The sequence below is a fragment of the Pseudomonas sp. Os17 genome (assembly GCF_001547895.1).
In the GTDB taxonomy this organism is placed as follows: Bacteria; Pseudomonadota; Gammaproteobacteria; order Pseudomonadales; family Pseudomonadaceae; genus Aquipseudomonas.
Genome location: NZ_AP014627.1, coordinates 2,577,147 through 2,590,211, shown reverse-complemented (window position 1 = coordinate 2,590,211; position 13,065 = coordinate 2,577,147). Strand labels below are relative to the sequence as shown.

11 protein-coding genes are annotated in these 13,065 nt (G+C 56.6%); 5 read left to right on the top strand and 6 right to left on the bottom strand.

The features are described from left to right. Positions 1-95: 95 nt before the first annotated feature. The 4 genes from POS17_RS11650 to POS17_RS11635 form a co-directional block, all read right to left on the bottom strand. Positions 96-1,178, bottom strand: a complete 1,083-nt coding sequence (locus POS17_RS11650) for a hypothetical protein (protein ID WP_060838683.1) — start codon at positions 1,176-1,178, stop codon at positions 96-98. 7 nt (positions 1,179-1,185) lie between these two features. Further along, the gene (locus POS17_RS11645) at positions 1,186-1,713 is read right to left on the bottom strand and encodes a fimbrial protein (RefSeq protein WP_148654949.1); all 528 of its coding nucleotides are present in this window, start codon (positions 1,711-1,713) and stop codon (positions 1,186-1,188) included. After that, positions 1,680-2,432 carry a fimbria/pilus periplasmic chaperone gene (locus POS17_RS11640; RefSeq protein ID WP_060838681.1) on the bottom strand — a complete coding sequence of 251 codons (753 nt, stop codon included), beginning with the start codon at positions 2,430-2,432 and terminating at the stop codon, positions 1,680-1,682. Before POS17_RS11640 ends, POS17_RS11645 begins: the two co-directional genes overlap by 34 nt. Before the next feature lie 192 nt (positions 2,433-2,624). After that, positions 2,625-3,254: a response regulator transcription factor gene (locus POS17_RS11635; protein ID WP_060838680.1), complete on the bottom strand. Its 630-nt coding sequence runs from the start codon at positions 3,252-3,254 to the stop codon at positions 2,625-2,627. Positions 3,255-3,477: 223 nt separating this feature from the next. Between POS17_RS11635 and POS17_RS11630 the strand changes: the two genes are divergently transcribed. Both POS17_RS11630 and POS17_RS11625 read left to right on the top strand, forming a co-directional pair. After that, complete coding sequence (locus tag POS17_RS11630; RefSeq protein WP_060838679.1) at positions 3,478-4,677, top strand: EAL domain-containing response regulator; 1,200 nt, start codon at positions 3,478-3,480, stop codon at positions 4,675-4,677. A 97-nt stretch (positions 4,678-4,774) separates the two neighbouring features. Next, on the top strand, positions 4,775-8,422 hold the full coding sequence (locus tag POS17_RS11625) for a transporter substrate-binding domain-containing protein (RefSeq protein WP_060838678.1): 3,648 nt from the start codon (positions 4,775-4,777) through the stop codon (positions 8,420-8,422). A 364-nt stretch (positions 8,423-8,786) separates the two neighbouring features. Here POS17_RS11625 and POS17_RS11620 read toward each other — a convergent pair whose 3' ends face one another. Next, the gene (locus tag POS17_RS11620; protein WP_060838677.1) at positions 8,787-9,248 is read right to left on the bottom strand and encodes a hypothetical protein; all 462 of its coding nucleotides are present in this window, start codon (positions 9,246-9,248) and stop codon (positions 8,787-8,789) included. A gap of 270 nt (positions 9,249-9,518) precedes the next feature. Here POS17_RS11620 and POS17_RS11615 point away from each other — a divergent pair, with 270 nt between their 5' ends. Beyond that, a complete protein-coding gene (locus tag POS17_RS11615; RefSeq protein ID WP_082729850.1) occupies positions 9,519-9,947 on the top strand; it encodes a hypothetical protein in 429 nt (142 codons plus the stop codon). Positions 9,948-10,099: 152 nt separating this feature from the next. Here POS17_RS11615 and POS17_RS11610 read toward each other — a convergent pair whose 3' ends face one another. Then, the gene (locus POS17_RS11610; protein ID WP_060838676.1) at positions 10,100-10,489 is read right to left on the bottom strand and encodes a MerR family transcriptional regulator; all 390 of its coding nucleotides are present in this window, start codon (positions 10,487-10,489) and stop codon (positions 10,100-10,102) included. A 74-nt stretch (positions 10,490-10,563) separates the two neighbouring features. On the opposite strand from POS17_RS11610, the gene POS17_RS11605 reads away from it, so the two are divergent. Beyond that, complete coding sequence (locus POS17_RS11605; protein WP_060838675.1) at positions 10,564-11,643, top strand: SDR family oxidoreductase; 1,080 nt, start codon at positions 10,564-10,566, stop codon at positions 11,641-11,643. Positions 11,644-12,073: 430 nt separating this feature from the next. Beyond that, positions 12,074-12,973 (top strand): DMT family transporter, encoded by a 900-nt coding sequence (locus POS17_RS11600; protein WP_060838674.1) that lies wholly within the window; start codon positions 12,074-12,076, stop codon positions 12,971-12,973. Positions 12,974-13,065 lie beyond the last annotated feature (92 nt).

The window sequence follows — 13,065 nt, the reverse complement described above, 5'->3', positions numbered from 1 at the left end:
ATGTAACAATTGAATCGAAACACACTAAAAAAACACGCGACACCCAGAGAAATTCAGCCCAAGTGCCGCTTGAAAAACATCTTTCAAACTAAGAGCTAGTATTCTGTAAGAGTCAGAATGCCATATCCGGAGTGAGAGCCGGTCAATATGGGTTTTGAAGTTTTCTGTGGCATCACCTGAATTTCAACCTGCCCATCAGTTGCCAGACCATTCATAAATGTTTGCTCAAATGGCATTATCCGAATATAGTGATTATTACTTGAAAGAGCAAAAAACGCCAAGTCAATCCCTGGATTTGAAGTGGCCAGCGCATTGTTTTTTTCTCCGGGACTGCCTATCAGACCAATAGCCAATTTTGCTGGATCAAGCTGGCCAGAGTCACAACGAAGAATCAATTTACTATACGCATTATAACCATGGACTATATTATTAACCGCAATACTATCAACCTTGCTGCTATCAATTTGGTTCTTCATTCTTAGCATCAAGAATTGTTGACCATTATTAAGATCACATGTAGCGGGAACGGACAGAAGGGTCGGCGCCTTCAACGACAGCGTGTATAACGGTTGAGTGCTCCACTGCCCTGGTTGCGAGTAGCGAAAGAACGAAAAGAGCTCGCCGGGTGGAAGATACACTGCCCCGCTGAGTGCCTTGCGTCGAAGGCGGAAAGTGACTTTGCCCTGGTTGCCGGCGTTTGCCCAGCGCAACGGCGTGACGCCATCACCGGAAGGCCCGGCGGTGGCGCCCGCATTGAATGCGTCCTTGAAGGGGATGAAGCTTTCCGGCGCACTATTGCCGGTTACGAATATTTTCATATCGACGTCTTCGGTCAATCTGAAGAATTCATTATCAACCGGGGACAAGGTCTGACTCAGCTCAGCCTTGAAATAGCTGGCCTTCTGCTCACCACTATTGGAGTAGCACCAACCGTTATAGTCACTGGGAATGGTTTGATAGGTGGTTTCATACAGCGCGCCCTTTTCATTGGACGTAAAAGCGCCGTTCTTTATTTCAATGCTCAGCTGATTATGGCCCCAACAGGCACCGTCCGGCGTTCCAGGGGGCACAGGCTCAGCCCAGGCCTTGAGCGAAAGAAATGTTGCCGCAAGAGCCCACCGCAACATCGACGGGCAAAGGCTGATCTTGCTTCTTTTATCCAGAGTGGAAATAGCCACAGGGCGCTTACTCCTGAGTAATAACTAGCACGGCACCGGTAGCAAAGGCGCCTGCTTTCAAAACGCTGCCAGGCTTCGCATCCAGCACAGCCTCCAGCGTCGGAGGAGAGGCGTAGTTCACCGAGAACTCTCTGTTGAGGGGGTGTTGCTTGCCATCTACCAGAAAGCGCACGCCAAGATTGCTGAGATTGGTCCACAACACGTCAGAGCTGAAACCGGAAGTACCGACAAACTTCAACTTGAGTGCGGGTGACTGGGAGGAGTTCCTGCAACTGATCCGATAAGGAATTTTTCGCGCACCCTCACGACCATTGACAGCGTCAGTCTTGACCTCGGCAAAATCTATTCTTGTTTGAAGAATATTGACGCTGCAGTTGGCGGGCTCGAAAACTTCAAAGTGCACAAGTACATACAGCCCACCTGGAGTTGCGGCCTGTACGTTTCCCGTCATCGACAGAGCAGACAGACCGATCAGCGCCCCTCCAATCAGACTGACCCGTCTCATGAACGAGTAGCGTTTTTCATGACGGTGCACGAGTCCTCCCGGCAGTCGAAACTGAGTTGCCCACGCCCACCAAAATCATTGATGTAGACCAATGCTGGCTGCTGAACGCCCGGCGCGATCCTGCCTTCAAGGCGATGCGCGCTATAGGGCGGTATTTCCATGGGCTTGAAGTCCGCAACAGGCGATGCCCCGGACGCATCATTGAAGGCCTCGATGATGGTCACATGATAGGGAGTGGCATTGTTAAGCTGAAAACGCCCGCTCTCTTGCCTGGACAAGGTCAAGGCGGACAGCCAGGGACTGGTGATGCCGACGTTGAGCGGGCGTATTCTTTGCGGCCGATAAATGACTTTTATCCGCCGTTGCAGAGCGATCTGAATGCCTTCTTGGCCTTCACTGCGCGGCGGGACTTCACGCACATTGAGATAAAACAATGTTTCGCGGTCCTGGGGCAGATCGGCCACCCGTGGCAGCACCCGTATGTTCAACTGATTGCCCTGCATCGCCTCCAATCGCTGAATTGGCGGCAAGGCAACCACTGGCGAGCGTTCAGGCTTGTGCCCTTGCGCATCCTCGATCCAGGACTGGGCCAGATAAGGGCTATGGGGGGAACGGTTATGCACCATCACCACGGCACGGGTCTGCGGCGCCTGAATGATGACCCGCGAACTGCCGAGCGCCAGAGCTGCGATCGCCTGCGCCTGAAAAAGAGCAAAAAATAACGCAATGAACGTGCGTGGTTTAATCATGATAAAAGTTGCAGTCAAGTTTCTTGATACCGACAAAGTCTATTAAACAGGCAAGGCCTTTATCATTGCGAAATTTCCTACACAACTAAGGAAAGTCTCTGCAACAACTCGGTAACTTGCTTAACAAGATGCACAGCCACCCGGCCGTTCAAACTGAGCGGCCGAGTATCAGCATTGCCGCTTTGCCATCTTTCAGGGAATCAGCCCATGGCGCTTGGCGAACTCCGCCAGGCCGACTTGCGAGCCCAGACCGAGCTTCTGCAACAAGCGAGCCTTGTAGGTACTGACGGTCTTGTTGCTGAGAAACAGCTTTTCGCTGATGGCCTTGTTGGAATATCCCTGAGCCAGATACTGCAGCACGATCATTTCCCGATCGGTCAGCGAGCCAATCAGCTCGGTCTCGGACAACTGCTCGGCCGCCGACCTGGACACATCGGTCACCTGGGAAGGATAAAAGGTGTAGCCGGCCAGCACCGCGTTCAGGGCCACCACCAGATTGCTCAGGTCTTCTTCCTTGTTGACGAAGCCTCGAGCGCCAAGCTGGATGCAGCGTTTGCAAAAGCTCTCGACAGACTGCGATGTCAGCACCAATACCTCGGTGGGCAAACCCAGTGCCTTGATCCGGGACAGCACCTTGAGACCATCGAGTTTGGGAATGCCGATATCCAGAATCACCACATCCGGAACATGCTCACGCACCAGCTCTAGCGCATCCAGCCCGTTATCGGTTTCGCCCACCACCTGCATCTCGTGCTTTTCCAGCAGAACCTTCACCGCCAGTCGAACGACGGGATGATCATCCACTATTAATACGCTGTGCATAAATGTCATTTCACCTTAGAACTTGCCGCCGGGCAGCCATTGCGAGCGGGGCAAATTCCCCGGAATCGACCCGAGTTACAAGTGCTGATTGATGATCATTGAAAAAATCAGATGCTCTGATTTTTCAGTAGGAAATTTCCCACAAGCCATGAAGATGCATCTAATAGACCCACCCCAAATGGCTTAAGCAAGATACCCAACGGATAAACGACGCGAGCCAGCAATGCAGCACCTGAACGTTCTAGTTGTGGAAGATGAACCCCTGCAACGCCTGGTCACCCTCACCGCATTAAGGAAAGTGATACCGGGACAGATTCATGAAGCCAGCAGTGGCAGTCAGGCACTGGCGCTGCTGGAAAGTTGTGAAGCCATGGACATTGCCATCTGCGACTTGAAGATGCCCGGCATGGACGGCCTGGCCTTCCTTCGTCTCGCCAGTCACAGCGGCAAACTGCGCTCGGTCATCCTTTGCAGCCAGATTGATCTGGCGCTGCGCAACACCGCCGTGGCCATGATCAAGCGCCTGGGCCTGGATTATCTTGGAAGCCTGGGCAAACCCTTCAACCTGGAGCGTCTGACCACGTTGCTGAACCGATACCAGTCCCTACGCCATGATCTGGCCAGCCCGCTCAAGCGCATTGCGCTGCCGAGCCTGAGTGATGTGGTGCGCGGCCTGGACAACGGTGAGTTCGAGCCCTACTACCAACCCAAGGTCACCCTCGATACCGCAATCCTGCAAGGCGCCGAAACCCTGGCGCGCTGGAACCACCCTCAACTGGGCGTGCTGCCGCCGTCACACTTCCTGAACATCATGGAAGAGCACAACCTGCTGGATCGACTGTTCTGGCAATTGTTCGATCAAGGCCTGGCCCTGCGTCGCAAACTGGCGAGAAAGAACCTTGCGCTGAACTTTTCCTTCAACTTGCACCCTTCGCAACTGTCCTCCCCGACGCTGACTGAGTCGGTCACTTCCTTGTTGACGCTCTGCCAGGTGCCTTCAAGTTGCATCACCTTTGAAATCAGCGAAACCTGCGTGATGGAGGCGTCTGCCTACAGCCTGGAAAACCTGGTGCGCCTACGGCTGATGGGCTGCGGTCTGGCCATGGACGACTTCGGCGCCGGCTTCGCTTCCCTGCAGCGCCTCTGCGAACTGCCCGTCAACCAAATCAAGCTGGACGGCAACTTCGTGCGCAAGATGAATCATCACCCGGCAAGCCACGCCATCATCCGCCATACCCTGGCCCTGGGGAGCGCCCTGGGAATGAAAGTGATCATCGAAGGAGTGGAAACCCATGAGCAGCAAGAGCAACTGGTGAAGTTGGGGGGCTCGCTTGCCCAGGGTTTTCTATTTGCCCGTCCCATGCCGGAAAGCCACTTCATCGCCTATTGCAACAAGCACTCGAATACCCCGCCAACGACTTAAATTGATAGGCCAAAGCAAGCAGTGCCAGCTACTATTTTCACCCTGTGCCTCCAGAGCTTTCGCCTCAACCAAGCCTCCCCCATTGTTTGAAGACACCATGCCCTTACGACTTATATGGCTACTTATCTGCTGGGTGAGCATCGCGCCTCAGACGGCAGCGGCCCAAGCCCCGCTATTGCCCAATACTCTGTACAGCGCGGTGCGTCTCGATCACCGCGAGCTGGTACTTGAACAAGAGGACTGGCACTGGCTGCGTCAAAAGTCGGAGTTGAAAATCGGCGTGGTCGTACAAGAGTCGCCCCCCTTCAATGTCGACTACAACGACAGTCACTACGAAGGCATTACGGCGGACGTCAGTTCATTGATCGGGCAGATGCTCGGAGTCGGCATCACGGTGGTTCCCTTCGCCACCCGCGAACAGGCCCTACAGGCGCTGCAGGCCTCCTCCATCGACTTGATGGGCAGCTACAACGGCCCCGGGCAATCCAGCGATGCGCTCAGGTTCACCCAACCGTTCGCCGATGGGCGGCTGGCCTTGTTCAAGCGCAACGACGAGTTGCGCCAGTCCCCGGCAAACCTGGCCGGGCTGCGAGTCTCCGTGGTCAAGGAACACAGCGACGAAGCGCAGTCGCGCTTTCCTCGTGCCCACCTGATGATCTATCCCACCCACAACGAAGCCCTGGCCGCTGCTGCATTCGGTCACGCCGACATGTACCTGGACGATGTACTCAGCGCCTACTTCCAGATCAATCGCTCTTACTACGGTTTTCTCAAATTCGAGCGCTTCGTTGACTTGGCGACGGGTGGCTATGGCTATGCGATCAACAAGGACAACGCCCGTCTTCAGCGCATCCTTGACCGCAGCATCGAGGCCATCGGCAAGGAAAAACTGAACAATCTGAGTCAGCGCTGGGTTGGCAGCGGTTTCGTGCCCACCGGCGAAAAGATTGTGCTGACCCCAGAAGAATCACGCTGGATCGAGCGTCACCCGGTGATACGCCTGATCATCAACGATGACCTGGCTCCCGCGGCATTCTTCGACGCCAACGGGGTGTTCTCCGGAGTCGCGGCCGAATTGCTGGAGATCATCTCGCAGCGCACCGGCCTGCATTTCCAGGTGACGGTGCGCAACGGCAGCTATCCGCAACAGATTGAAGCCATGAGCAACGGCGAGGCGGACATGGCCATCATGACGGCCAGCCCGCAACGCGAGGACAAGCTACGTTTCACCCGGCCCTTCTTGACCAGTCCCTTTGTCCTGATCACCCCCAGTGGCATGCAGGACCAGGTGCTGACAGCAGAGGATCTGGCAGGCAAGCGTATTGCCGTGCCATCAGGTCACGTGACCCTGCAACATCTGCGCGACCTCTATCCGCGCACGCAACTGATCGAGGCCAGTGCTTCCCTGGATGCCATGAACAAGGTCTATGACGGCAGCGCCGATGCCGCCGTGGTGTCGTTGCCGGCCGCTCGCTACTACATTGTCCGCCTGTTTCACAATCGCCTGAGCATCGCCGACCTGATCCACACCAATCGGGCAACCGCCAGCTTTGCCCTGCGCCGCAGCGACTCGGAGCTGCAGTCCATACTCGACAAGGCCCTGCTCAGTCTTCCGGCGGACGATCTGAACGCCATCGCCAACCACTGGCGCTCACCACCGGGCATGAGTGGCGAAACCTGGCGCGACTATGCGCTGCTGATCGCCGAAATCATCGCCGCCGCGGCACTCCTGCTGGTGCTGACCCTGACCTGGGCCTTCTATCTGCGACGTCGGGTCAAGGCCGAGAAAACCCTGAACGACCAGTTGCGCTTCATCGAGGCCCTGGCCGAAAACATGCCTCCGGTTCTCTACATACGTGACATGGACGGCAACATGCTCTCGTGCAACCGCAGCTACCTGCAGAGTGTCGGCCTGAGCGCCGACCAGGTTCTGCACAAATCCGTGCAACAGCTGCCCGAGGAGCATTTCTCGGCCCAGTCCGACCTGCATCACAGCTACCTGCAAGCGGTGCGCGACGGCCAGACCATCAGCTCGGTGTACCAGGTCAAATTGCAGGGCAAGGAGGTCTGGATCGATCACTGGATCCAACCCTTCCAGGACAGCAATGGCGTCACCAAAGGCGTTATCTGCGGCTGGCTGGACATCACCAAACATCGCCATCTGGTCCAGGAGTTGAAAGAGGCGAAGAACCTGGCCGACCAGGCCAGTCGCACCAAGACCACGTTCCTGGCCACCATGAGTCATGAAATCCGCACCCCCATGAACGCGATCATCGGCATTCTGGAACTGGCGCTCAAACGGGCCGACAGCGACCGGATTGAGCGCTCCAGCATCGAAATTGCCTACAGCTCTGCCAAGAGCCTGCTGGACCTGATTGGCGATATTCTCGACATCGCCCGCATCGAGTCGGGGCGCCTGAGCCTTTCACCCAAACGCGCCAACCTGCGCGAGCTGGTGGAATCAACAGCCCGAGTGTTCGAAGGCCTGGCGCGACAGAAATGCCTGAGCCTGATCCTCGAAATCGACTCCAGCATCAATTGCGATGTGCTGGTAGACGGCATGCGCTTCAAGCAGATTCTTTCCAACCTGTTGAGCAACGCCATCAAGTTCACCGAGTCCGGTTTCATCAAGGTGAGCATCACCGGCGATCTGCTGGAGCAGTCGTTGCTGCAGGTCAAACTGCGGGTCGAAGACTCGGGAATAGGCATCTCTGCGAGCAACCAGCAGCGCCTGTTCCAACCTTTTGCCCAGGTCGAGCGCAATGTGCTCAATACCGAAGGCACCGGCCTGGGACTGGTGATCTGTCGCTCCCTGTGCGAAATGATGGGCGGCACTGTGACGATGAACAGCACCCTGGGCCAGGGCACCCAGGTGGAAGTGGATCTTCGCCTTCAAGCGCTGGAGCGCCTGGCCGCCGCCGAACCTGTGCCTAACCTTCAGCGACGGCAGATGTACCGCCTGCAGATTCTGGTGGTGGACGATCACCCGGTGAACCGTCAGGTCCTGGGACAGCAACTGGCGTTTCTCGGGCACGACGTAATCGAAGCGAAGAATGGACAGGAGGCACTCAAGCTCTGGCGCGAGCACGCCTTTGACCTGATCATCACCGACTGCCACATGCCCGTCATGAACGGTGCCGAACTGGCCCGCTCGATTCGTCAGGATGAACGCGACAGCCATCACGAACCGATCGTGATCATCGGCCTGACCGCCGACGCCCAGCCCGAGGAAGTGGAGCGTTGCATCCTGGCCGGAATGAATGACTGCCTGATCAAGCCCATCAGCCTGGATGAACTGGAAGCGCGCCTGTTGGCCCTGGGTCAGGTCGAGGAAGAGGAACGCGCGCCCCTGCCGCCGGAAGAACGCGTCAGCAGCCAATCCCCACAGGTATTCGACCTGGAGTCCCTGCATACCCTGGTGGGCAGCGAGCCGACCATGCTGCAACACATCCTCAGTGAACTGCTCAGCAACAATCGCACCGACCTGCAGACCCTGGAGACACTGCTCCGCGACCAAGCAACAGCGGAGCTGTCCGAGTTGGCGCATCGCATCAAGGGGGCTGCGCGAGTCGTCAAGGGCGAGCAACTGGTGGAGAGCTGCCGGCAATTGGAAGATGCCTGTCAGAGCCCCGACCTGAACATGCCCCTGGTGAGCGACTGTGTTGAGCAGGTTAAACAGGCCATCGTGACCCTTGAACAGCAGCTGCTTGAGCAGTACGACGGATCGGCACCACTTGCCGGGTGATATCGAGGAGAACGCACGGACTGCCCCGCTTCAGCGGGGCCAAGGTGATTTTCAAAGGCGCTGAACGGTGCTGACCGCGCCAGTGAGTCGACCGCTGCAATGGCAGCAGGCTCGGCCGGCTTGGTGGCCAGGTTTGACTCATTGATCGCGGATTACAAGATGCCCGGTAGCCCCTCAAGAACATAAGCCGCCCCCACTATTGTCCAACCTGCATTGTGTATTAGTCCGGGGTTGTGTTTTGAGCCTTGCGATTAAAACTTCTTATGAACCGATTGCACTATCTTTGTAGTTCTGGCCTAAGTAATGCTGGAGAGATTCTCTCCAGCCATTATTATCTGAGCCCGACAAAAAAACAGAGAATGGCTTAGCTGCGCCCTCCAAGGAATCGATTAAAACTACTAATAAAATCTTTCCTCAGACCCGGCAATATTTTTTTCAGGATCAAAAAGTAAAGATAGATAGGGGTTGGACAATCGCCCTCCTCTTCCCAAACCTCCTCTGTACCATAGCAATAGAGCACACCTCGGATGAAATTTGCAAAATCTTCATCTTCCTTGCGACTTTGCTGCTCCATTTTCCAGAGATCGACAGTGAGCTTCTTTCGAAGTACCTCATCACTTTCGATACGCTCGCGCAAGATGGCCTCTTTCAAAAACGGCACCAACTTTTCCAACTTGCTGGCAGCAATAGATTTTAATTCACCTCTTTGGATAAGACCCATTAGATAACTAGCGTACTCACGCGCCATCTCGCCATAAGAAACATTCGCATCAAGCAACTGCCCCTCCAGATCATCAAACTCTTTAACTTCTATACTATCAATCATTGTGTGGCTCCATCTTCCATTTCTAGCCTACTCATAACTTGTTTACATGACTTACAGAATGCTTCAAAACGCCATCATTCCTGTGCGTCGTTGATCTGCCACCTTTAGTTAGAGCCTTCAACTCATCGACTGTCTTAACGTTGTATTTTTTCGTAATATTGCTAAGGGCGATTCAGCCCAGCAGCCGGAAGTGGACAACGACCGGCTGCGACACTGCCGTCTCCACTCTCAACCCACGCCCCCCAAAAAAAATACGCCCAAAGGATGGAGATGAAACTCTGGCCCCTCCATGCAAGCACGCGCCGGCCATGGTACGTAAAGCTGCTCTGGATACCGCTGCTGTTTGGGCTGGTCACGCATTGGGACTTCGCGTTGCCAAGGCTGAATGTTCACTACTCCCAAGCCGGCCGGGATGAGCTCAGGTACATCTGGAATGTCCAGGATCGGATTGATAAAGGAGGAATGCTTCCCGGAGGCGGCGCAACCGATCATGGCGTGCTCTTCCCCGACGACGAGTTCTTCATGGAATTTTCCTGGTGGAGCAAGAACACGGGGCGTAATCACTGCATCAGCATCACCCCGCAATGGCCCCATACCCATATCTACCTGAACGCCGACGGCGACATCGACAGGCGAGAAAAGAGCGGAACCGATGTGCAGCGGTTGGCGGAGTGTCGATGGGATCGGGCCAAACCTTAGGTCTCCACTACGGCCAGAGCCCTGTGGTAACCAGCACGACCTCCGCTTCCGGCTTGAGCACACAGGAAAGGTGCTGGTTCGGCAGGCCTGTTGCTGTCGACCGCGCATGACGCACTGCTGCGGGGCTACGCCGATGGCTGGATGCGGGCCGCTCAGCTGGAAGCGTCGTTCAACCGCTGCAGCGCAAGTTGCTCGGCAGCACTGGCTTCGAGCTTGGCACGCTCTTCGTCCAGATACCGATAGATGCTTTGGAAGTTGGCGATTTTCTGTTTGATTTCGGCCATCTTTTTTTCAATGAGCTTGGCGCCCTCGGCACAGTCGATCAGCTTGTTGCGCTGCGCATCGAGAATCTCGCCTATTTCCCCCAGGGAAAACCCCATGCTTTGCGCGCGCTGGATAAAGTCCAGGTCCTGCAGCGTTTGCGCGGTGTAAACACGATAGTTGTTCGTTCGTCGCTGCGGTGCGATCAGGCCGATTTGCTCGTAGTAACGCAGCGTATGGCGGCTGGCGCCGCTGCGGGCCTCGATTTCACCAATTTTCATGAAAACACCACTTGACCATAGAGTTGGGTCGATAGTTTACGCTTGGTTTCTCACCTTCAACAAGGAACAGGGAAATGAGCGTGGAGTGCTTTGTCACCGGGGGTACCGGCTTCATCGGTCAACATTTGCTGGCACACCTGAGTGCAAAAGGTCACACCGTTCGGGTGTTGATGCGTCGCCCGGAGCGACTCGCGGCACTGCGGGAGCAAGTCGACCATTTGGGCGGCTGCGCCTCCCGGATATTGGCCGTGGCCGGCGATCTGGAACGGGATCAGCTCGGGCTGAGTCCTGCCGACCGAGAAGCGCTGAGGCACGCCAGAGTCGTCTTCCACCTGGGTGCCCACTTCGCCTGGGGGCTTACCTTGGAACAGTCTCGTGCGGTGAACGTGGAAGGAGCCAAGCGCGTGGCGCTGCTGGCGGCTGAGCAAAACAGCCGGTTGGTGATGATCGGCGGCTACATGCTGCAAAATCATGAACACCTGCGACGCATCGGCATCGATCCTCACCATCCGCAGCGGACCGATTGGCCTGCGCTTTACCGGCATGTCGGTGGTTACGAGGCGAGCAAGCTGGAAGCGCATTTTGTGACCCTGGAGACCATGTCCGCCAAGGGCGGAGAGCTGACCGTTGTCCACCCCGCGACAGTATGTGGCCACAGCCGCACGGGGCATATTCTCGACGGCCAGCCGCTGGTGGCGCTGATACGCAACCTGGTGCAGGGAAAGCTCACGGCCGTGCCCGGTACCGCCAGGCACTGGCTGCCATTGGTCACCGTGGACTACCTGGTGGAGCTGATGACGGCGAGTGCTTTTGATCCAGCCATGGCGGGCCAGGAACTGCTGGCGCTGGATGCGCAAACGCCCAACTTGCGAGAAATGTTGGTGCAGGTGGCACAACCTTTGGGCTTGAAGTCTCCCAAGCATCACGTTTCGCTCCGACTGCTGAAGTGGCTACTGAGCATTCCTCCTGTCGCGCGATTCATGAATACCCAGCCCGAAGCCTTGGACTTCATCCAGACCACTCGTTTTGATACCGCAGCCGTCGAGCAATTTGCCAGCAGGCATGGCATAGCCAAACCGGATATACGTCAGTCGTTGCAGCACACTGCAACCTTCGTCAACGCTCATTGCCTCGCCAAGGGCCAGGCCGGCTGACTGTCCCTTCGGGGCGACACCGGTTGGAGGAGCTTTCCTCGGCTCAGTGATGAGGGCTGATCAACTGGCGAGCGCAACCAGGGTGCTTGCATTCGGCTCTTGTCGGGGCGTGTGGATCCCGTAGAGGGAGTACTCAGTGCATAATCGCCTGCGGCGTGGAGAGCTCGTTTGCCGGACAGCCCATTGCCTCGGCCATCCACTTGGGCAGGACTTTACCGCGCTGCCCGGAAGTGAACGTCCACCTGATCCAGCCACGTTCTCCAGCCTTGCTTGCGGGCATTTCAAGAAGGTCGACAACCTCCTGCCGAGGGAGCGAGCTTATGCCCCGATCACGGCCGGGATGGCTGGGATCTTCGTCCACTCAAACTGTGCGCCGTCGATGCGGGCGGCATTCTATCGAACAACCATTCAGCGACAGGGATCGTCATCGATGCAATCCACTTTCAGCAAAGGCGTCATGTTTGCACTCTGTGCTGCGGCACTGAACGCAACGATCGGTGTACTCAGCAAAGTCCTCATGAATAATGGTTTCACCGCGAGCAGCGTCGCTGTCATCAAGACCCTACTGGGTTGCGTGCTGCTGTCGATCTTGCTGTTTTTCCTCAAGCGCCCGACGAAATCGAGCCAATGGGTCCAGGCGGCTATCTGCGCCTTCCTTGGCATCTTTGTGCTGTTCCATTTCGAAACCTCCGCCTATCGACACTACGCGGCGGCAGGTGTGGTGGTGGTTCTGATGGCAAGTGCTTCCATTTCCTCGATCATTCTGGGGCGCATTTTTCTCAGGGATCCCATCACCGCGAATGCCACCGTTGGCGCTGCACTGGCCATCGCCGGGATCTCGGTGATATTCGGCGGCGACCTGCAGCAGGGCTTTACCCTGGAAGGTGCGGCGCTTGCCTCCATGGCCGGCTGCGGCTATGGGGCCTTTTCGGTTGCCATGAAGCGCATGGGGGTGTCAGGAGGACTGCATTTCACCCGCCAATTGTTGTTCTTCGGCGGCCTGTACCTGCTGATGCCGGCGGCGGCCGACGGCTTCACGCTGGGCGAACTGTCGCCACTGGCGATCGCCGCCTTGCTGGCGCTGGCCACGCTACCGACAATCCTGGGCTTCTTCTGCACCACCAAGGCCATCGAGTACCTCAAGCCATCCCAAGTGCAAGCGCTGGAGTTGACCGAGCCACTGTTCGCCGCGCTGCTGGCGTTTGTGGCGCTCAATGAAGTTCCCCGTGAAAGCCTGTATGCGGGCGCGGCACTGATCATCCTCGGTCTGTGCTTCTCCAATGAACTGATTCGCTTGGGCAGCAAAGCCTCGGTGCCTTCTGTCGAATGAGCTATTTGCGGGCCCTGATGGCTTTGGCGGCCGGTGACCTTGAACGGATGGGTCGCGGCTTGCCGGATACCCGGTATTTCCTCGAGAAAATG